The organism is Flavobacterium sp., from assembly GCF_027533505.1.
Classification (GTDB): domain Bacteria; phylum Bacteroidota; class Bacteroidia; order Flavobacteriales; family Flavobacteriaceae; genus Flavobacterium.
This window is the reverse complement of the sequence record NZ_JAPZUB010000020.1, coordinates 1-21,746: the sequence shown is the minus strand read 5'-3', so window position 1 is coordinate 21,746 and position 21,746 is coordinate 1. Positions and strand designations below refer to the sequence as shown.

At 41.1% G+C, this 21,746-nt stretch carries 18 protein-coding genes; 9 read left to right on the top strand and 9 right to left on the bottom strand.

All coding sequences use genetic code 11. The features are described 5' to 3' along the window. Positions 1–143: 143 nt before the first annotated feature. From acs to O9316_RS04565, 9 genes are all read right to left on the bottom strand, one after another. Positions 144–2,051, bottom strand: a complete 1,908-nt coding sequence (acs, locus tag O9316_RS04605) for an acetate--CoA ligase (protein WP_298205279.1) — start codon at positions 2,049–2,051, stop codon at positions 144–146. Between the two features lie 126 nt (positions 2,052–2,177). Continuing rightward, entirely contained in the window at positions 2,178–4,073 is a 1,896-nt protein-coding gene (locus O9316_RS04600; RefSeq protein WP_298347032.1) for an AMP-binding protein, read from the bottom strand. 18 nt (positions 4,074–4,091) lie between these two features. Then, entirely contained in the window at positions 4,092–4,454 is a 363-nt protein-coding gene (locus O9316_RS04595) for a response regulator (RefSeq protein ID WP_298205278.1), read from the bottom strand. Further along, positions 4,451–7,144 carry an ATP-binding protein gene (locus O9316_RS04590; RefSeq protein ID WP_298205277.1) on the bottom strand — a complete coding sequence of 898 codons (2,694 nt, stop codon included), beginning with the start codon at positions 7,142–7,144 and terminating at the stop codon, positions 4,451–4,453. The genes O9316_RS04595 and O9316_RS04590 overlap by 4 nt, the downstream gene beginning before the upstream one ends. Beyond that, positions 7,137–7,331: a hypothetical protein gene (locus tag O9316_RS04585; protein WP_298205276.1), complete on the bottom strand. Its 195-nt coding sequence runs from the start codon at positions 7,329–7,331 to the stop codon at positions 7,137–7,139. Before O9316_RS04585 ends, O9316_RS04590 begins: the two co-directional genes overlap by 8 nt. Before the next feature lie 56 nt (positions 7,332–7,387). Further along, positions 7,388–7,612, bottom strand: a complete 225-nt coding sequence (locus tag O9316_RS04580) for a DUF6814 family protein (RefSeq protein WP_073362201.1) — start codon at positions 7,610–7,612, stop codon at positions 7,388–7,390. Positions 7,613–7,623: 11 nt separating this feature from the next. Then, positions 7,624–9,162 carry an MFS transporter gene (locus tag O9316_RS04575; protein WP_298205275.1) on the bottom strand — a complete coding sequence of 513 codons (1,539 nt, stop codon included), beginning with the start codon at positions 9,160–9,162 and terminating at the stop codon, positions 7,624–7,626. 22 nt (positions 9,163–9,184) lie between these two features. Beyond that, positions 9,185–10,561, bottom strand: a complete 1,377-nt coding sequence (locus O9316_RS04570; RefSeq protein ID WP_298205274.1) for a porin — start codon at positions 10,559–10,561, stop codon at positions 9,185–9,187. Between the two features lie 97 nt (positions 10,562–10,658). After that, on the bottom strand, positions 10,659–11,078 hold the full coding sequence (locus tag O9316_RS04565) for a helix-turn-helix domain-containing protein (protein WP_298205273.1): 420 nt from the start codon (positions 11,076–11,078) through the stop codon (positions 10,659–10,661). A gap of 288 nt (positions 11,079–11,366) precedes the next feature. On the opposite strand from O9316_RS04565, the gene O9316_RS04560 reads away from it, so the two are divergent. The 9 genes from O9316_RS04560 (at position 11,367) to O9316_RS04520 (ending at position 21,543) form a co-directional block, all read left to right on the top strand. Further along, a complete protein-coding gene (locus O9316_RS04560) occupies positions 11,367–11,975 on the top strand; it encodes a flavin reductase family protein (RefSeq protein WP_298205272.1) in 609 nt (202 codons plus the stop codon). Position 11,976: 1 nt separating this feature from the next. After that, positions 11,977–14,262: a bifunctional salicylyl-CoA 5-hydroxylase/oxidoreductase gene (locus tag O9316_RS04555; protein ID WP_298205271.1), complete on the top strand. Its 2,286-nt coding sequence runs from the start codon at positions 11,977–11,979 to the stop codon at positions 14,260–14,262. 6 nt (positions 14,263–14,268) lie between these two features. After that, positions 14,269–15,867, top strand: a complete 1,599-nt coding sequence (locus O9316_RS04550; protein WP_298205270.1) for an AMP-binding protein — start codon at positions 14,269–14,271, stop codon at positions 15,865–15,867. 107 nt (positions 15,868–15,974) lie between these two features. Beyond that, entirely contained in the window at positions 15,975–16,394 is a 420-nt protein-coding gene (locus O9316_RS04545) for a thioesterase family protein (RefSeq protein ID WP_298205269.1), read from the top strand. A gap of 4 nt (positions 16,395–16,398) precedes the next feature. Beyond that, positions 16,399–17,370: a carbon-nitrogen hydrolase family protein gene (locus tag O9316_RS04540; protein WP_298205268.1), complete on the top strand. Its 972-nt coding sequence runs from the start codon at positions 16,399–16,401 to the stop codon at positions 17,368–17,370. A 55-nt stretch (positions 17,371–17,425) separates the two neighbouring features. Beyond that, positions 17,426–18,538 carry a cupin domain-containing protein gene (locus tag O9316_RS04535; protein WP_298347030.1) on the top strand — a complete coding sequence of 371 codons (1,113 nt, stop codon included), beginning with the start codon at positions 17,426–17,428 and terminating at the stop codon, positions 18,536–18,538. Positions 18,539–18,548: 10 nt separating this feature from the next. After that, on the top strand, positions 18,549–19,730 hold the full coding sequence (locus O9316_RS04530; RefSeq protein ID WP_298205266.1) for a retropepsin-like aspartic protease: 1,182 nt from the start codon (positions 18,549–18,551) through the stop codon (positions 19,728–19,730). Next, positions 19,727–20,635 carry a fumarylacetoacetate hydrolase family protein gene (locus O9316_RS04525; RefSeq protein ID WP_298205265.1) on the top strand — a complete coding sequence of 303 codons (909 nt, stop codon included), beginning with the start codon at positions 19,727–19,729 and terminating at the stop codon, positions 20,633–20,635. Before O9316_RS04530 ends, O9316_RS04525 begins: the two co-directional genes overlap by 4 nt. Positions 20,636–20,841: 206 nt before the next feature. Then, on the top strand, positions 20,842–21,543 hold the full coding sequence (locus O9316_RS04520) for an Asp/Glu racemase (RefSeq protein WP_298347027.1): 702 nt from the start codon (positions 20,842–20,844) through the stop codon (positions 21,541–21,543). The last annotated feature ends 203 nt before the right edge of the window (positions 21,544–21,746 follow it).

The window sequence follows — 21,746 nt, the reverse complement described above, 5'->3', positions numbered from 1 at the left end:
CAATCTAAAGCTCCGATTTAACCAAATTAAAGAACTAATTATTTTTTGGTTACAATTATTGTTCAACTTTTTCACTAAAAATAAAACCACTATTTTAATCGAAATTTAAAATAGTGGCTTTTTAAGGAATGACTAATTATAAACTATACCCGTTCATTTTTGATTTCTTCTACAATTTCAGGATTCAAAAGTGTAGAAATATCGCCGAAATTGCTAAAATCTCCTTCCGCAATTTTACGTAAAATACGACGCATAATCTTACCGGAACGTGTTTTTGGCAAACCACTTACAAATTGAATTTTATCTAATTTGGCAATGGGTCCGATTTGATCCGAAATCAATTGGTTAATTTCTTTGGCAAGATTTTCACGGTTACGGGTCTCTCCCACTTCTTTCAAAATGATAAAGCCATACATTGCGTTTCCTTTAATATCGTGTGGAAAACCAACAATGGCACTTTCGGCTACCGCTGGGTGCTCGTTGATCGCATCTTCTATTGGTGCAGTACCCAAATTATGGCCAGAAACAATAATTACATCATCTACGCGACCCGTAATTCGGTAATAGCCTACTTCATCACGTAAGGCACCATCACCTGTAAAGTATTTTCCAGGAAAGGCTGAGAAATAGGTTTCTTTATACCGTTGATGATCGCCCCAAATGGTACGTGCCATACTTGGCCAAGGGAATTTGATACACAAACTTCCCGTTACTTGATTGCCTTCAATTTCGTTGCGCAATTCATCCATTAATACGGGTTGAATTCCAGGTAACGGTAACGACGCATAGGTCGGTTTTGTTGGCGTTACAAAAGGTATGGGGGAAATCATAATACCTCCTGTTTCCGTTTGCCACCATGTATCAACTAATGGGCATCGTTTTCCACCTACATGATCGTTATACCAGTGCCATGCTTCTTCATTGATGGGCTCCCCAACTGAACCAATTACTTTCAAGGAAGATAAGGGATATTTTTGAACATAATCCAAGCTTTCTTTGGCTAATGCGCGAATCGCTGTGGGCGCTGTATAAAATTGATTTACATTATGTTTTTCAATCACTTCCCAGAAACGACTGAAATTAGGATACGAAGGAATACCTTCAAAAATCACCGTTGTAGCCCCATTCAAGAGCGGTCCGTACAAAATATAGGAATGTCCCGTAATCCAACCGATATCGGCAGTACACCAATACACATCGTTTTCTTCGTAATTGAAAATATTTTTAAAGGTATAGGCCGTATAGACCATATAACCTGCTGTGGTGTGCAACATTCCTTTGGGTTTACCAGTCGAACCCGATGTGTATAGGATAAATAATGGATCTTCGGCATCCATGATTTCAGCCACATTGTTGGGAATTGCATCATCCAATAAGGGTTGCAACCATAAATCACGTCCCGCTTTCATCGGTACGTCTTGATTGGTTCGACGGGCTACCAGAACGGTTTCTATGGTTGGACATTTTTCTAATGCTTCGTCAACGATACCTTTAAGGTTGATGGTTTTATCACCACGATAACCTCCATCGGAAGTAATGACCATTTTAGCTTCACAATCTTGAATTCGAGCTGCCACCGCTGATGCTGAAAATCCAGCAAAAACAACGGAGTGAATGGCTCCAATGCGTGCACAAGCTAAAACTGCAACAGCTAACTCTGGAATCATCGGAAGGTAGATACAAACACGATCCCCTTTTTTAACACCTTGGTCACGTAACACATTCGCCATTTTTGCCACACGAGCATACAATTCATTATACGAAATGTGCTGTGCTGCTTCATTTGGATCATTGGGTTCAAAAATAATAGCGGTTTTTTCCCCCCGTTTAGCTAAATGACGGTCGATACAGTTTTTGGTGATATTCACTTTAGCATTCACAAACCATTTGAAGTCCGCTTCCTGCATATCAAATTCCAAAACCTTATCCCATTTTTGATACCAAGTGAAATTCTCATCCGCGATGCGATCCCAAAATTTTCGGGGTTCACGAATGGATTTCTTATACATTTTAAAATAATGTTCGAGATTATTTATTTTGTAATAACTCATTGTAAATCTTGTTTTATATTTTTTTGGTTATGTAAATATAGCCATTCTACGAGTGCAGAAATGAAATATTTTGCTAAATAGATATATATGTTTATTGCACGCGTCTGCCTATTTTTCTGTAATGAATTATTTGAAACTTCCTATTTTACCTTGCACTACCACTTCGATAATTTCATCAATAATGGCTTCATCGTCAATGGTGGAAGGAATTTGGTATTCAACACCATCAATCATACTGCGCATTAATTTTCGCAATATTTTTCCAGAACGTGTTTTCGGCAATCGTTGTACGACTAGTACCTCTTTTAAAGAGGCTACAGCTCCAATTTGCTCGCGGACTTTTTGAACCACTTCATGTTGCAACTGAAAATGCTCGATGGGTTCCCCCGATTTGGTAACCACCAAAGCCAACGGTATTTGTCCTTTCAACTCATCATTAATTCCAATCACAGCACATTCAGCTACAGCAGGATGCGCCGCCACAATTTCTTCCATTTCGGCGGTAGATAAGCGATGCCCTGCGACATTGATGACATCATCTACCCTACCGGTAATAAATATATAGCCATCTTCATCTTTAAAACCGCCATCCCCAGAAAAATAATAGCCTGGGAATTTTGACAAATACCCTGCATGAAAACGGGCATTGTCCTTCCAGATATCCAACAAAGTTCCCGGAGGTAATGGCAATTTAATGACAACGAAGCCTTCCTCATTGGGTCCTAATTCTTCTCCATTTTCGGAAAAGATTCGAATATCATATCCAGCCACCGCTTTAGAAGCCGAACCTGGTTTTACAGGAAGTTGTTCGACCCCCATCATATTGGAAATCATGGGCCAACCCGATTCCGTTTGCCACCAATGGTCAATAGCGGGAATAGGAATATGTTGGTTGTACCATTCTAAGGTTGCCACATCGCAACGTTCGCCGGCTAAAAATTGGGTGCGTAAGCAAGACAAATCGTATTGTTTGATAAAATCTCCATTAGGATCTTCTTTTTTAATGGCTCGTATGGCGGTAGGTGCCGTAAACATAACACTTACCTTGTGCTCCGAAATTACACGCCAAAACGTACTAGCGTCTGGTGTTCGTATTGGTTTACCCTCAAAAAGTACCGTAGTATTTCGATTAATTAAGGGGCCGTAAACAATATAGCTGTGGCCCACTACCCACCCTACATCGGAGGCAGCCCAAAAAACTTCTCCTGGTTGTGCTCCGTAAATGTATTGCATAGAAAACTTTAAAGCCGTTGCATAACCGCCCGTGTCCCTTACAATGCCTTTTGGTTTTCCTGTGGTACCCGAAGTGTACAATACATACAATGGATGGGTTGCCAAAACAGGGACGCAGGCTACTTCTTCCGATCCGTATATCAAAGCGTCATAATCGACATCGTATTTTTTAAACGGAATCCGAGCGCCGAGTTTTCGGTTTAATACCACTACTTTTTTCGGTTTATGGTTGGCCAAAGCAATCGCCTCATCGACCAAGGGCTTGTAGGCAATTAATCGGTCGATTTCAATTCCAGAGGATGCAGTGATTATCACTTTTGGCGTACAATCATCGATACGAATAGCCAATTCATGCGGTGCAAATCCACCAAAAACCACAGAATGTGTTACCCCTATCCGCGCACAGGCCAGCATTGCAAAAGCCGCTTGGGGTATCATGGGCATATAGATTACCGCTGTATCACCTGTTTTTAGTCCCAACGCTAAGAGTCCTCCCGCCAATCGAGCGACTTCGGACTTGACTTCGTTGAAGCTGTATTTACGAATGGTTTGGGTGACTGGCGAATCATAAATAAGTGCAATTTGTTCGCCATACCCGGCTTCAATATGTTGATCCAATGCTAAATAACAAGCATTGGTTTCTCCATCGGCAAACCAAAGTGGATAACCGTTTGTATCTTCTGATAATATAGTGCTTGGTGCCTTAAACCATGGAAGTGCTTTACTTTGTTTTTGCCAAAAGACTTCTGGTTTACCAAGACTTTCCTGGTAAAATTCGGTGTAATTCATACGAAGTTGGATGTTGTTTTACGCGAGTAGTTCGGATACTTTCTCGACTACTTTTTTCAATGAAAAGGGTTTTGTTAAATAAGCATCAGCCCCCAGTGCCAGTCCTTTTTCGATATCACTTTCTTTGTTTTTTGCCGAAAGAAAAATGACTTTGCAATGGTTGAGCTGTTCATTTTGGCGAATGTGTTGTAAGGTTTCAAACCCATCCACCAAAGGCATCATAATATCCAAGATAATCACGTCGGGCAACTGTGACTTTAAAATCTCTAGCGCTTCTTGGCCATCGCGCGCAATAAAGACTTCAAAATTATTTTTCTTGAATGTGTATTCGAGTGTCATGACAATGTTAGGTTCATCGTCTACTATAAGTATCTTTTTCATAGTTGCTCTTTTTGGGGAAGGGTGAAATGAAGGCAAGCTCCGCCAGTACTACTATTGACGGCCCATATTTGTCCCTTATGCATTTCAATAATTTGTTTACAAATGGCTAATCCGAGTCCACTACCAATGGGTTTTTTAAAATTTTGGTTGGTAGATTGGTAGAACTTATCAAAAATAGTTTCAAAATCGCCTTTGGCTATACCTTTGCCGTTGTCGCGAACTTGTACTTCGATGGCATCAGTTTTTTCTTGGACTGCGATGACAATAAGTCCGTTCTCCTCTGGGCAGAATTTGATTGCATTGGAGACTAAATTGGTGACGACTTGAAAAATTCGATCTTCATCATACCATGCCACGAGGGAAGCTTTACCTTCCAAATGAACGGCGATGTTTTTATTGGAAATAAGCTGTTGCAAAGGTTCTACCGCTCTCACAATCGTATCCAAAATTGGATGTGGGGCTACGTGAATCTCTTGTTTACCCGTTTCAAATTTTTCCAAATCCAACACCTTATCAATCAATCGATTTAACCTGTCGGATTCCGAGATGATGTTTTGTAAAAATTGTTTCCGAAGCTCTTCTGGAATTTCTTCATCTTCAATCAAAATTTCACTGGCTGCCCGAATCGCAGTGATTGGCGTTCGAATTTCATGAGTAACGGTATCTAAAAACTCGTCTTTTTGTTGATCTTTTTGAATTAACGAATCGTTGGCTTCTTTTAGCTTGGCGGTTAATTCGTGTAATTCCCGAGACGTTTCGGTCAATTTTTTGTTGATGATGATATTCTCTTTGGATTCTTCCAAAATTTTCAACACTTCCGGCAAGGTAATTTTTTCCTCTTTTACTACACTGGCAATCAATATTCGTGCGGAAGCTGTACCGATATATCCTGTAAGCAAATTTTCAGCAAATTTAACCAAGCGTGCATCGGCCAATTCTTGTTTTTGATCGACATTGTATTTGACATTGAAAATATTCATGGCGCGTCGGGTGCGTTCTTCCCCCATAAAGCGAACTAATACTTTTTCGATATCATTTTTATACGCCGTACCTTTCCAAATAAAAGCATTTTCGTGATTGGTGCTGTAGCGGTTGATATCCACAAACATTTCAGCGTAATTGCGTTCCCGATAATTTCCTTTAAAGCTAACCGAAACCGCAAAGTAAGTGATGAAATTAAAAAACAAACTCCAAAACAAGGCATGAGGTACGGGTTGCAAATAGTCTAATCCAAACAGTTGAAACGGTTTTAACAGTGAAAAACCCCATAGTCCATCGTTGATAAAAGGCGCATTGGTATTGGATGTACCCATGGCATAAGGAAGCAAAAGGGTATAAACACAAATCACAAAGCCCATGATAATACCCCAAATAGCGCCTAAACGAGAGCCTCTACGCCAAAATAAAGCGCCAAAAAATGAAGGACCCAATTGGGCAATAATCACAAAGGCAACCATTCCTATCGATACCAAATTATAATCCAAACCGAAAAAACGGTAGATGAGATAAGCGAAGATAATCAAGCAAAAAATGCCAATTTTTCGGCTATTAATGATACGTTGACTGTTGATAGATTGCGCTGACCCACTTAAATTTCCCAACAAGTTGTAGGGAATAAGCACATTGTTGGTTAACATGTTTGACAACCCAATCGACGAAACGATAATCATCGAAATCGCTGCTGAAAACCCTCCTAAAAAGACCAAAACTGCCATAGCCGTATTTTGGAAATGCAAAGGAATAAGCAAGGAATAAGCATCCGAATTCACATTTTTCCCTTCAAAAAGAATATTACCTCCCCAAGCGATGGGATACACAAACAGGTTGAAAATCAACAGGTATAAAGGGAACAACCAAACTGCGGTTTTGAGGTGGTTTTCACGATTATTCTCAACGACAGCTACGTGAAATTGGCGCGGTAATAGAAAAATTGCAAACATAGAAAGGATGCACAGCAATCCCCAATTCATCGCTTGCGGCAATCCCCCAATGGTATTTCGTGCCACAAAATCAGGTAAATGTTGCGCTTTTTGATAAATATCATCAAATCCGTTGTATACGCCATAAGTAACATAGAGTCCGACTACCACAAAAAAGACCAATTTCAAAATACTCTCCAAAGCAACGGCGGTAACGATCCCTCTTCGTTTTTCGGAGGCATCCACATACCGTGTTCCATAGTAGGAGGCAAACAACGCTAAAGCAATGGCGACATACGTCGTATTATCATCAAAAATATTCGTTCGAATAGGGGTTTGAGTAACCACATGAAAGGTTTCGGCAATCGCTTTGAGTTGCAACCCAATATAGGGCACGATTCCTGTGAGACAAATTACGGTGACAATAGCCCCCAAAAAACGACTGTTTCCGTACCGTAAGGAGATAAAATCGGCGATACTTGATATTTTATTGATCCGTGAGATCCGAATGATGCGTCGTAAAATAATAATCCATGCGGGGGCAATAATTACGGGACCTAAATAAATGGGTAAATAACTTAATCCGCTATCTGCTGCCACTCCAATACTACCATAATAGGTCCAAGCCGTACAATAAACGGCTAAGGACAAGGTATAAACGTAGGGATTATTGGTCATAGGTGAGCCTTCTTTTTTTTCTGCCCAATGCGCAATAAAAAAAAGCATCCCCAAATAGAGCCCCAAAATTACGATAAGTACAAGACTACTCATGGTAACGTTTTACAATTATCAACGTAATCAAACTAGCAAAAAGCCATAAAGAGAAAAGATACACATAAATGAGCGGAAACCCTCCGATGGATGTGGCCGAATCAAAAAGTAACACCAACGGAAGATTGAATCCTAATCCAAGGACTAAGGTGATGATCAATAATTTTTGTTGGTGTCTTTTTTTCATGACTAAAAATACCCAAAGCCCTTATGAAAGAGCTTTGGGTGTAAATTAGGTGTTATTTAATCGTAATCTTCATCATATTCATTGGTTAGGCAATAATACCCGAAGAGTCCTAAGCCTGATACAACCAAAGGTAGCAAAATAAAGAAGATAATAATTCCAAAAACCAAATCATCTTGCTTACCTGAAGACAATTTTCCACCAAAAATGGCGATACAATAATAGGACACTGCTGCTGCGAGTAGAATCCAAATAATTCCTAAAAGTTTTTTTAATGCATTCATAGCCCAGCGTTTTATTCGTGAAGTGTGTTAATTTTTTTATCAATATAAATCATCCCAATGACAAAACAGACCCCTGCGATGATAATCGGATACCATAATCCCTCGAGGTAAAATTCAACATCGCCAGCATCTTTGGCGGTTGTAACCAAGTAGGTTGAAATGGCAGGAAGCAAACCTCCAAAGATTCCATTTCCAACGTGATAAGGTAAGGACATGGAGGTGTAGCGAATTTTCACCGGGAACATTTCCACCAAGAAAGCGGCAATTGGACCGTAAACCATGGTTACAAAAATCACTTGAATGAAAACAAGGAAGACTAACATCCATCGATCAGCATTGTTAATTTTCTTGGTGATTTTGGTTTCAACTTTCTCTTTTCCTTTGTCGTCCAAAAGCACTTTACCGGCTTCCATGTGTAGGGTTTTGATCTCTTCTACCGTTGTTCCATCCGTATAAGCGCGATTGGTGGTATATATAGAATCTACTTTGGAACCTTCTATTACTTTCATGGAGGGAACGGTGGTCGTTTTTTCAACTATTTCCGTTTTCTTTGTCAAATCGGTAGTCGTGTACATAGCGCGATAGATGGGTCGGTAAGCGATAATCGCAATCAACATACCGAGCATCATGATGTTTTTTCGTCCCACTTTGTCACTTAATTTTCCGAAGACTACAAAGAAAGGAGTGCCGAGAACAAGCGCGATACCCAATAAAGTGTCAACTTGTGAAGAGTCAATAGCTTGAACGGTTTTTAAGAAATTCATGGCATAAAACTGACCGGTATACCACACCACCCCTTGTCCCATGGTGGCTCCAAATAAAGCCAATAAAACAAATTTTAGGTTGTATTTATTGCCAAAACTTTCTTTCAACGGATTAGCGGCCGTTTTTCCTTCCGCTTTAGCTTTGGCAAAAACAGGCGATTCGTGCATTCCTTTTCGAATATAATAGGAAACCACAACCATTAAAACCGATACCCAGAAAGGCACACGCCATCCCCAATCTTCAAAAGCTTCTTTACTCATAACGGATTTGGTAATCAAAATTACCATAAGCGACACAAAAAGACCTACGGTTGCTGTGGTTTGAATCCAAGAGGTCCAATACCCACGCTCCCCTTTGGGTGCATGTTCAGCCACATAGGTTGCCGCTCCGCCGTATTCACCTCCTAGGGCAAGACCTTGCAAAAGGCGAAGTATCAAAACCAGTACGGGCGCCATAAATCCGATGGTTTCGTAGCTAGGAATACAACCGATTAAGAAGGTGGCTCCCCCCATTAACATCAAGGTTACCATAAAAGTGTACTTTCGTCCGATAAGGTCGCCCAGACGTCCGAAAAATAAAGCCCCGAAAGGACGAACCACAAAACCAGCCGCAAAAGTGGCTAAGGTGGACAAAAAGGCTGCTGTGGGATTGTCGGATGGGAAAAATTTGGTAGAAATAACTACGGCTAAACTCCCAAAGATGTAAAAATCGTACCATTCAATCATGGTACCCATGGAGGAAGCGGAAATTACTTTCCAAATTCCTTTTGATGATGCTTTGCTCATATTATTGTTGGTTAAAATTAGGTTATAAATAAATCTGCAATTGAACTAAAATCTCCCCTTTGTAGGAATCGATTTTATCTACAGCAGTGTACACGGGTCGCGTTGAATATTGAGCGGTAATTTTGGCATGATGGCCATCCAAGAAGAAATTGGTTCCAATATCAAATTGACTGCTGGCTTTTTTCAACGCATCGAAGTCTTTGTAGGTATAAGCAGCAAAGGGTTGCACACGTACTTTCGGTTTTTCATCTTTATTTGGGATCAAATAACCGGCTTGGGTGTACCAAATCGTTCCTGAGCCCACCATTGGTTGTAAATTCCCTGGGCCAGCCAAGGCACGCGTACCAGAATAGGTATTATCCACTACCCCTTCGTTCATGATACCGATATTGCGTAAATAATTGGGGCCGAAGTCGTAATCATACAAAACACTATAGGCGGTAATGGCTGCTTTTTTGGCTTTGTCTCCCACGGGTAGATCAAGAAACACATCCCCCGAAAACAAATTGATATCATGTCGCTCGGTGACCCCGTTTACTGAAGTTTTCGTTCCGCTCGGTGCCGTGTAGAATCCTGCTCCGATGTTGAACATTTTTTTGGTTCCCAAATAGGTTCCTACTTTGAAGGGTAACAAATTGGATTCTTTATCAAAAAACTGGTATTCAAAGTAACCCGCTTTGGACCAACGGGCATTGTTGTTGTTATCAACTGCTACGGCTACATTCGGATCGGTTACATTGACGGGAGTTACATTGGTAGCGAAAGGTTTGTTGATACTCATGCGGTACTCCAAACGATTGTATTTACCTTTTACGAAGATTCCCATTTGACGGGCAAATTGATCTGAATTTTCGATCAAAGGCCAGTTGAAAATCGGCGCATCTATGGTCATATAGTTTAAAGTAGACGACATGGTCATGCGGGAAAGTCCCATGTAATAATGTAATCCAGCACCGACCGACAAACTGAAGGGTTTATTTTCTTTGGGTAAAACTACGGCATATTCATTCCATGCATCGTGAAAGAACAGGCCTGGTTTTTTTCCAGCGCCGTATCCGCCGGTGTTTTGCGAACCTGCTGCCCCACCATTGATAAAGGTTTGGTTGTTAATCCCTATGTGGGTGACAATCATGTATCGGGGAGAAATTTGCGCATAAGCCAAGATACGCAATCGACGTAATCCGATATCTTCTTGTTTCGTAGCCCCTTGTTCTCCAATCATGGTGCCCGGATTTAATTCGGAAGAACGCGCCCAGATTTGATTCCATGCAATGAAACGCATGTACTTGGAACCTTCCGTGTTCAAATTGAATTTTAACCCACCTCCATAATCGGGTGAGCCTTGTGCGAATGATAAAGCAGCACTCCATAACGCTGCTAAAACAATTCCTTTTTTCATACTTTAAAATTTGGTTAGTAATACATTTTGCAGGACCAAATTCTAAATATTTGTTAAAGGAAAAAATTAATATATATATTTCTGTAAAGCGTATAGGTTAATCCTTAAAACGTTCCCATTTTATGAGCATGAACTTGTCCCCTAGTTCGGTAATGATCATCCCTGCTCCTTTTAATTGCTCTTTATTTTTGAGGAATTCCACCAATTCCAAATGATTATAAATCTTGTAGGTGGGATGGTAGTCGGTATGATTAGGTTTACTTATCTTAAACTCTTTCACCCAGTTGCTTACGGTAACGTGGGACACCCCGATAATCCGTTCAATTTCACGAAAACTCAACCCCTCCAAGTACAATTGAAGTGCTTTGGTGACGTAGTAGCTGTCGATCTTTTTCCCCAATTTATTCACGGTAAAGAAGTAGTTGCACGATTTACACAAATACCGCTGGCGCTCTTTGATGACACCGCTTTTAACAATAATTGTGTTTTGACACTTGGGACAGGCTGGAATATCCATATATATAAATTTTGCATAAATATACTAATTTAGCAAATGTATAAATGCATAAATCAAATTTTTTTCAAAATATTTTTTCACTATTAAAATAAATTAGCGCTAAATATCGAAGAATTATCAGTATTTTAACGCTAGTCGACTTGTGAGCAGGTGTTTTTTCGCCCTTTTGTATCTAAAATTGTAGATGTTCCTATGTTTTATTGATTCATTATCAAAGGATTGCTTTGTTTGGTAAATAATTCTCATTTTTTCATCGCTTTTTTTTATCTTGTCTGAAAATTATAAAACATGCAATTTGATCCTGAAAATCTGGAACAATCCGCAATTTACAAGCTATTAACCGGCACCATCATTCCCCGACCTATCGGTTGGATTTCTACGATTGACGTACATGGAGTAAACAACTTAGCTCCCTTTTCGTATTTCAATCTTCTCGGTGATGATCCCCCACACGTTATGTTTTCGACCCGTCGGGATAATGATTCCAACAAAGACACCTTGAACAATGTTTTGACTACTAAGCAATTTGTAGTGAATATGGTAACCGAAGCCGTTGTCGAACAAATGAATGCCACTTCGGACAAATTACCTCCAGAAGTCGATGAGTTTGTCCATGCTGGGCTCACTCCTATTCCTTCAACTAAAATCAAACCCATGCGGGTGAAAGAGAGTCCGATTCACCTGGAATGCGAACTCGTGCATCATTATTTTTTAGAAGGGCACCAACAAGGGGGCGCCTGCGTTCTTATTGGTCGTGTCGTGATGCTGCATTATGCGGATGAAGTACTTTTGGATAACTATAAAATTAATTTGGAAAATTACCGTCCTGTAGCGCGTTTGGCAGGAGCCAACTATGCTAAATTAGGCGAACAATTTGCCCTAAAACGAAATACCTAATATGAAGATTACAGTTATCGGTGGGGGACCTGGCGGACTCTATTTTTCGATTCTTACCAAAAAAGCAATACCCTACTGTGAAATTGATATTTACGAACGCAACCGTCCCGATGATAGTTTCGGATTTGGAGTCGTGTTCTCCGATGAAACTTTAGGTGAATTCCTAAAACGGGACATGGAATCTTATGAATTGATTCGCTCCAATTTTGCCTATTGGGATGATATTATCATTGCTCGTGACGGACAAGAGGTGAGTATCGCGGGCAACGGATTTTGTGGTTGTTCTCGTAAAACCTTGTTGAAATTGTTACACCAACGTTGTACCGAAGAAGGCATTCGCTTGCATTTTGAACAAAATGTAGCCGATCTAGCTCAATTTGCCGATTCCGATATTATCTTGGCTTCCGACGGTATTGGTAGTGCGATTCGCTCGCAATATGCTGCAGAATTTGGCACACATATCGAACTCAAAAGCAACCGTTTTGTATGGCTAGGTTCGACCAAACCTTTGGATGCGTTTACCTATTTCTTTCGATCAACGCCTCATGGAATGATGGTTGCCCATTCTTATCAATACGAACCGGGTATGAGTACCTGGATTTTTGAATGTGCCAATGATACTTGGGAAAAACACGGTTTTGAAGTGACCAATGAAGCCGATACCATTGCCAAAATTGAAGCGATTTTCAAAGAAGAACTCGACGGCCATGGACTCATTTCCAATAAATCCCATTGGCGTCAATTTCCCCATGTGACCAACAAAAAATGGTATCATAACAACATCGTACTATTGGGTGATGCCAAAGCTACCGCCCACTACTCGATCGGTTCAGGAACAAAATTAGCTATGGATTGCGCCATCGGACTCTCGGATGCGGTCATTGCCAACCCGAATAATGTACAAGCGGCTTTCCAACAATACGAACAAACACGCCGAAATACGGTCGAAATGATTCAGTATGCTGCAACCGTATCTTTGGATTGGTTCGAACATATGGATCGCCATAGCCAACATCCCTTTTATCAATTCGCTTTTGGTTGCATGACCCGTTCAAAGAAAGTGACTTTTGAAAACTTAATGATTCGGGACAAATCGTTTACAGATAAAGTTATGGCCGAATTTAAGGGTAATGAAGAGGCAAAACCTGCCGCATTTCACCCCTTCCAACTCCGAGGAACAACGTTGCCTAACCGCATTGTAATGGCGCCTATGGGACAATATCGTGCGGAAGAGGGAGCTGTGAACGACTGGCATTTTCAACATTATACGTCACGTGCTTTAGGTGGTGTCGGACTCATTATCACCGAAATGACGGCTATTTCAGCTACAGGTCGCATTACTTTAGGTTGTGCCGGTTTGTATACTCAAAATCATATTGATAGCTGGAAACGAATTACCGATTTCATCCATCAAAATACTGCGTCAAAAATCGGAATTCAATTGGGTCATTCCGGTCCGAAAGGAGCAACGAAACGGCCTAGTGAAGGAGTAAATGAACCCATAGATTCGCCTTGGGAGTTGATAGCTGCTTCCGCCCTACCCTATGCTGAGGGAATGCCTACACCCAAAGCCATGTCGGTAGCAGACATGGATAGAATTACCTCGGATTTCGTACAAGCAACACAAAAAGCTGATCAAGCCGGATTTGACCTTGTCGAACTTCAAGCCCATCACGGATTTTTGCTTGCTTCGTTCCTATCGCCCTTAACCAATCAACGTACGGATGAATTTGGCGGAAGTATAGAAAATCGCTTAAAATTCCCGCTTCGTGTCTTTGAAGCCATGCGTGCCGTTTTCCCTAAAGAAAAACCCATGTCAGTTCGCATTTCCGCTTGCGATTGGGCTGAAGGAGGCATTACCGAAAGCGATGTCTTCACTATAGCCGAAGCCTTTAAAAAAGCGGGGGCCGATATCATCAATGTGTCGACAGGAAATACCGTGAGTTACCAAAAACCATTGGTCGGACGCATGTGGCAAACACCTTTTTCAGATGCCATTCGCAATACCGTATCCATTCCAACAATTACCACTGGATACATTCAAAATATCGATCAAATCAATACCATTTTACTCAACGGACGCGCTGATTTAGTCGCGTTGGGTCGCCCTTTACTATTGGATCCGTATTTTGTACGTCACGCACAAGCGTATGAGAATTTCCGACCCACCGATATTCCGGATTCCTATTTTGCAGGCACCTCGCATTTATATCCCTATCAAGCAGCTGAACGCAAGCAAATGGAATCGATGAAACGGGCTTTGAAACCAAAAAGCAATAAAAAATAAACTGTCATGAAACACTACACCGATACGTTTGCTCATGATCATTTGCCCGAACTTTCGGCACAACCCAACTATGCTTTTTTGGACTTACCCCAGTTTCAACGACCTAAAATGCTAAACTGTGTCGATCGTTTGTTGGACCAACCTATTCGCGAAGGCAGAGGAAATCACCCTTGTTTACGCACTTTTGAAACGACTTGGACTTATCAAGAGTTGTACGAAAAAAGCAATCAAATTGCGCAAGTATTGGTGAACGAACTGGGACTCCAATCGGGTAATCGGGTGTTGATTCGTTCCGCCAATTCCCCCATGATGGTAGCCTGCTGGTTTGCCATTCTAAAAGCGGGCGGAGTAGTCGTGGCTACAATGCCTTTATTGCGTTCAAAAGAACTAACTACAATAATTGATTGCGCCGAAATTTCACATGCCTTCTGTGCCGCCGATTTAGAGGAAGAAATGCATTTGGTGAAAAGCGATCATTTACAATCCGTTTGCTATTTTGGAAATGGGCAATTGGAAGCCTTAATGGCGAAATACGAGCCTGTTTTTGATAACTTTCATACCCATTCTGAAAGTGTGGCCTTAATCGGTTTTACCTCAGGAACCACTGGCTTACCCAAAATGACCGCCCATTATCATAAAGATATTCTCAACATTTGTGAAGCCTTTCCTGCCTATTCACTCCAACCCACTTCAGCTGATATTTTTATGGGTAGTCCGCCTATCGGATTCACTTTTGGACTCGGAGGGTTGGTGTTGTTTCCCTTGTATTACGGCGCTTCCACATTTTTAATTGAAAAACCCAGTCCCGACTTATTATTACAAGCCATTCAAGAACATAAAATCACCATTTGCTTTACCGCCCCTACCGCTTGGCGCGTGATTACTGGTAAAGTACACGAATATGATATTTCAAGTTTGCGCAAATGTGTATCTGCGGGCGAAACCTTACCCTTAAAAGTTTGGCAAGATTGGTATGACGTGACCGGACTCAAAATTATTGATGGGATTGGCGCGACAGAAATGCTGCATATTTTCATTTCTTCGAATGAATCCAACATGAAACCCGGCGCTACAGGCATTCCTATCACAGGTTATGAAGCCAAAATTATTGATGCGTACGGAACAGAAATTACCGATGGTACTCCCGGAAGACTAGCCGTTCGCGGCATTACGGGTTGCAAATATTTAAACCGTCCCGAAAAACAAGCCGAATATGTTCAATATGGTTGGAATGTAACTGGAGATATTTTTCGAAAAGATGAAGACGGTTATTATTGGTTTGTGGCGCGCGGTGATGATATGATTATTTCCTCCGGTTATAATATTGCGGCCATCGAAGTTGAAAGTGTCTTGATCGGACATGAGGCTATTGCGGAGTGCGCAGTGGTCGGACTACCCGATGAGGAACGCGGGATGTTGGTTTGTGCCTACATTGTACTAAAAGATCCTTCTAAAGCATCCGATGTACTGAAGAATCGTATACAGCACTGGTTCAAAGAAGTAGCGGCACCGTATAAATATCCGCGGGTGATTCATTTTGTTGAAGCATTACCCAAAACCGAAACAGGAAAAATCCAACGTTTTAAACTAAAAACCCAAGATTAATGTATCTTTGAATAGCTTTTTTTTGGAGCTATTTCCTGCTTTCCGCTGTATCTCTCCGCTTCGCTACGAGGATGCCGCTTCAATCAGGGCTAAAACAACTACTATTCATGAACTATTTTACTAAAGAAGAAAAAATTCGTTTTCAACATATTGACTATGCAGGGATTGTTTTTTATCCGCGTTTTCTAGAAATGCTCAATGCCTTAGTCGAAGATTGGTTTGAAGAAGCCCTCGACCGCCCGTTTCATTTAATGCATGAAACCAACGGCATCCCTACAGTCGATTTAAAAGTCCAATTTAAGAGTCCGGCCCGTCTAGGCGAAACCCTCACCAAACACTTATGGGTAAAGGAATTGCGTAATTCATCCATGGTTTGTGGTTTTACATTTGTAAATGCAACCCAAAAAACAGTGCTAGAAGGCGAAGTCACCTTAGTGAATGTTAAAATCGCTGAAGACCGCCAAACCATCAGTTCAGAAGCTTTTAATGAATCGATGAAATCAAAAATTGAACTTTATTTGCAATAAAGCTATGGAATTTAAAAAATTTAAAGCCGCAACGGTACAAACGGCTCCCGTTTTTCTCAATGTTTCAGGAACAATTGATAAAGCCATTCGTTTTATTAAAGAGGCGCATGAAAATGGTGCAACCTTGATTGCATTCCCTGAGGTTTTTGTAGCGGGCTATCCCTATTGGAATTGGGTGATGACGCCTGTGCAAGGCAGTGCTTGGTATGAACAACTCTACCGAAATTCAGTAGCCGTTGAAGACCCTGAAATGCAACCATTGTACCAAGCTGCACGCGATTACAATATGCATATCGTCATTGGAATTAATGAACGTGGTGCAAGTTTTGGCGAAATTTACAACACCAATTTGATTATTGATAATCAAGGTACCATCATAGGGAAACACCGTAAATTGGTTCCCACATGGGCCGAGAAATTAACGTGGACTTCAGGCGATGGATCTTCGTTGAAAGTGTATGATACCGAAGTGGGACCGATAGGCACTCTAGCCTGTGGTGAAAACACCAATACGTTGGCACGTTTTACACTATTGTCACAAGGCGAATTGGTGCATATTGCCAATTATATTTCTCTTCCTGTGGCTCCCCCTGATTATGATATGGCGGAAGCAATCAAAATTCGGGCTGCGGCCCATTCTTTCGAAGGAAAATTATTTACTATAGTATCGTGTTCAACCATTTCTCCAGAAATTAAGGATGCGTTACGTGCCGAAGTGCCCACTATTGATGCCTTATTGGATCGTAAAAGTTCGGCATTCTCAGGATTCATAGGTCCTAATGGAGCGGTGATCGGGACACCTTTAATTGATGATGAAGGCATTGTCTATGCTGAAATTGATTTGGCCAAATGCATCCAACCCAAACAAATGCACGATATCTTAGGGCATTACAACCGATTTGATATTTTTGATTTACGGGTTAATGTCGCAGCCACCCGCAAGATTACCTTTGTGGATGGAACCGAAAAGGAATAAATAATTCAGACCTAACAGGTTTTAAAAACCTGTTAGGTCTCCAAAAAACAAAAAAATGAAAGAGCAACACTATTCCGATGATGTCTACGGAAGAGCGCGTGTGAGTGATACGCCTGAACTCGAAGCCTATTACAGCGAGTTAGAAACTTTAGGTGCCGGTGCTTTGTGGACCGTTGCCAACGATATCGAACCCTGGGAGCCGCGTCCGAATTCCGTTCCGATGCTCTGGAAATACGATGATTTACGCTCGTTGGTACTCAAATCAAGCGAACTCGTGACACCCGAACAAGCAGGACGCCGCGTAGTCTATTTGGTTAATGACAAACGCAAAGACGTTTCTGCTGCTGTAGGTTGGCTCTATACCGGAATTCAAGTGACGCGACCCGGTGAATCCACTTCGGCACACCGCCATCGTGCTTCTGCCCTGCGATTTATCATGGAAGGTAGTAAAGGCTATACCGTGGTGGACGGTAATAAAATTATGCTCGAAGTCAACGATTTTGTAATTACACCCAACTCGACTTGGCATGAACACGGCGTGGAAGCTGATGGTCAAACCTGTATTTGGCAAGATGGTTTGGATATTCCCTTAGTGAATGCTTTAGAAGCCATTGATTATGCGGTGTATGAGGGCAAACAACCGTTGGATGTTCCGTTGAATTATTCACCAAAAACGTATAGTGGTGTCGGACTCATTCCGGCTGATGTGCAATGGGATAAACCCTATTCGCCCCTTTTTAAATATTCCTGGAGCAAGGTTTATCCAGCACTTCTAGAAGCTTTAGAAGTGAATCCTATCGATCCGTTTGATGGGATCCACCTTCGTTACAGCAATCCATTAACGGGCGGCCATGTGATGCAAACCATGAGTGCGTCCATGCAATTGTTACCCAAAGGATTTCAAGGCAAAGCCCATAAACATACCGGTTCATTTGTGTACCAATGTGCGAAAGGAAGCGGCTATACCATTATCAATGGTCAACGATTTGATTGGAAAGAACGCGATATTTTCTGCGTCCCTTCGTGGGCTTGGCACGAACATCACAATGCTTCAGAAACGGAAGATGCGTGTTTGTTTCATTTCAATGACTTACCCGTAATTGAAGGGTTGGGCTTGTATCAAGACCGCATTTTAACCGAAAATAACGGACATCAAATAATTGATTAAAAAAACAGCTATGAAAAAGTGGGTCATTTGTTGCTTGTTTTGGGGAATTGGACAGCTTTGGGCACAAGATTTTAAACTCGATGCTGGAAAGATATCCCAAAAAGAGTTCTTTGAGGAAGTCAGTTTTGAGTTTGAACATGGAAAAATTGTCATTCCGGTAAGTTTGGCGGGACAAACCTATCGGTTCCTATTAGATACTGGCGCGCCAAATATCATTTCGAAACGATTAGCCAACATCCTTAATCCAGCCTCCAAAAGAGACGTCAATGTAGTTGATGCCAATAATAAAACGCAAAATATGGTAATGGTTCCTTTACCAGAAATGCGTTTAGGGTCCTTACAATTTGAGAAGGGTGTAGCCATTGTGGTAGATTTAGACAATCATCCCGTATTAAAATGTTACCGTTTGGATGGATTTGTAGGTAGTAACTTCTTTAAAAATGCGGTTTTACAAATTGATTATACTGGCAAAAAGTTGCGAATATCGCATACCGTGAAATCATTTTCACCAAAGACAAAAGGCTTTTCTTTGCAATTAATTGGCCAACAATTAGCGCCTTACATCGCTTTGGAACATCAAAGTGAAGGCTGCAATGAAGGTAGCGAATTTGCCTTACTCGATACGGGAATGGATGGTTTTTATGATTTATCAAATCGAGTGTACGCGGATTTCAAAAAAGGAGAAGTTGTAAAAACACTTGGCGAATCAACAGGTGTAGTTTCGTTGGGACTTTTTGAAAAGTTGGAACCAAGCCCCCACCGTTTGGTTCAAATTCAAAAAATGAAAATTAACGGAACAACGTTTACCAACATTATCAGTGAAACTACTGATGATGACAATTCCCGTATCGGACTGGATGTGTTTAAATTAGGAAAAGTAACCTTGGATTTTCATAAGAAAAAGTGGTATTTCGAAGCACCAACGCAAAATGACTTAACTCAAAAAACACCCCAATTTACACCCACCCTAATCGATCAAAAGCTTGTCGTAGGTATCGTGTGGGATAAAACACTCAAGTCTAAGATTCAATTTGGAAATCCTATAATTCGAATTGACCAACATCGTTTAGAAAAGCTATCCGTTTGTGATATTGTAGGACTCAAAGAACTTATCGCAACAAAATCCTCACTAGAAATAGAAGTAATAAACAACGCCGGTGAAACGGTGACCATAAAAAAAGATACCAAATGAAATTAGTTACCTACACCCATCAAAATCAAGAAGCCCGTTTGGGGTTTATATTTAACGATTTAGTCATTGATATGGAGGATTTTGGCGAAGTAGCCAATTTTCCTTTACCCGATGATATGCTCGACTTGATTGATATGGGCATTGAAGTTGTCGATGAGATAAATGATTTGATTGCTGATACACCCGATGAATTTATCATAAAAATTGGAGTCCCTTTGGAAGAAGTAACGCTACTCGCCCCTATTCCAAGACCTCGAAAAAATATTATCGGAATTGGGTTGAACTATACCGAACATGTGGCTGAGAGTGCACGAACCTTGGATACTACAGGGAAACTCCCCCAGAAACCCATCATTTTTTCCAAACCTCCTACAACGGTTACCGCTACTAAAACCGAAGTAATCAAAAATACAAAACTAACCTCCCAATTGGACTGGGAAGTGGAACTGGCAGTAATCATCGGAAAAACAGGAAAATATGTATCCAAATCGGAAGCGATGGATTATGTGTTTGGGTATACAGTGATTAACGATATTTCCGCACGGGATTGCCGTCGCGAGGGCCAATGGATTGTTTCCAAAGGACAAGATACCTTTGCACCGATGGGCCCCTATTTGGTGACAAAAGAGGAGATTGAGAATCCGCATAACTTGAATCTTAGTCTGAAGGTTAACGGAATTGAAAAACAAAATTCCAATACGAAATTCATGCTGTTTAATATCCCTGATTTAATCGAAGACTTAAGTACCGTGTTCACGATTGAACCCGGTGATATTATTGCAACAGGAACGCCTGCTGGTGTGGGTGCGGGTCGTGATCCTCAGGAGTGGCTTCACGATGGTGATGTGATTGAAGCAACCGTGGAAGGAATCGGGACGATTATGAATACCGTAAAAGAGATTTAAGCAGGGATTGCAATAGGGATCGAAGCAAGGTACCGCGTACCGCGTAGAGCCCGGGCCGGAGGCATTGCCCTATTCAGTGATCAGTATACAGTATGCAGTGGGCAGTGGGCAGTGTTCAGTAGGCAGTAAATAGTTAACAGTAGAATTATCAGATAATGAATAAAAAATATAGAATTGGACAAATTGTTCCGTCGTCAAATGTGACGATGGAAACCGAGATCCCGGCGATTTTCAACGCACGGCAAACAATTTTACCCGAACGCTTTACCTTTCACAGCAGTCGGATGCGTATGAAGAAAGTTACTCAAGAAGAATTGGCTGCGATGGACGCGATGAGTTTGAAATGTGCGATCGAACTTTCGGACGCGCAGGTGGATGTGATGGGATATGCTTGTTTGGTGGCCATTATGAGTATGGGACGGGGCTATCACTGTGTATCTGAAGTGAACTTACACCAAGAGACGATTGCTAACGGCTTCCCTACCCCGATTGTGACCTCGGCTGGCGCGCTGATTAACGGACTAAAGGTTTTAGGGGCGAAACAAATTTCGATTATCACGCCCTACATGCGCCCGTTGACGGATAAAGTGGTGGACTATATTGAACACCAAGGCATTAAAGTAAAAGAAAGTATCGCTTTGGAAATTCCTGATAATTTAGAAGTCGCCGCACAAAATCCGCTGAATTTATTAGAAATATATAAGCAACTCGACTTAACGGACGTTGACGTATTGGTGGCTTCGGCTTGTGTGCAAATGCCCTCTTTAGAAGCGATTGATCAAATTCAGGCGGAGTGTGGGATTCCGGTTACCTCGGCAGCGGTTTGCACTACGTATGAAATGATGAAAAAACTTGGAATTGAAGCCAAATCAACTATTGGTGGAGAATTGTTGAATGGCAAGTATTAAGTATCATTTGTTAGAATCCTTTTAGTAGCCATTGATAATGTTCAATGTTGCTTGTATTATAATCAATGGCTTTAGTCTAAATAATATATTTATTATATTTGCTTTATGAAAGACAGTATTTTATCCCAAATATCGGAATTAAATCAGGAAGATAAATCCCGATTATACAAAGTTATTGAAGGCTTTTTGTTTGATAATGAAGT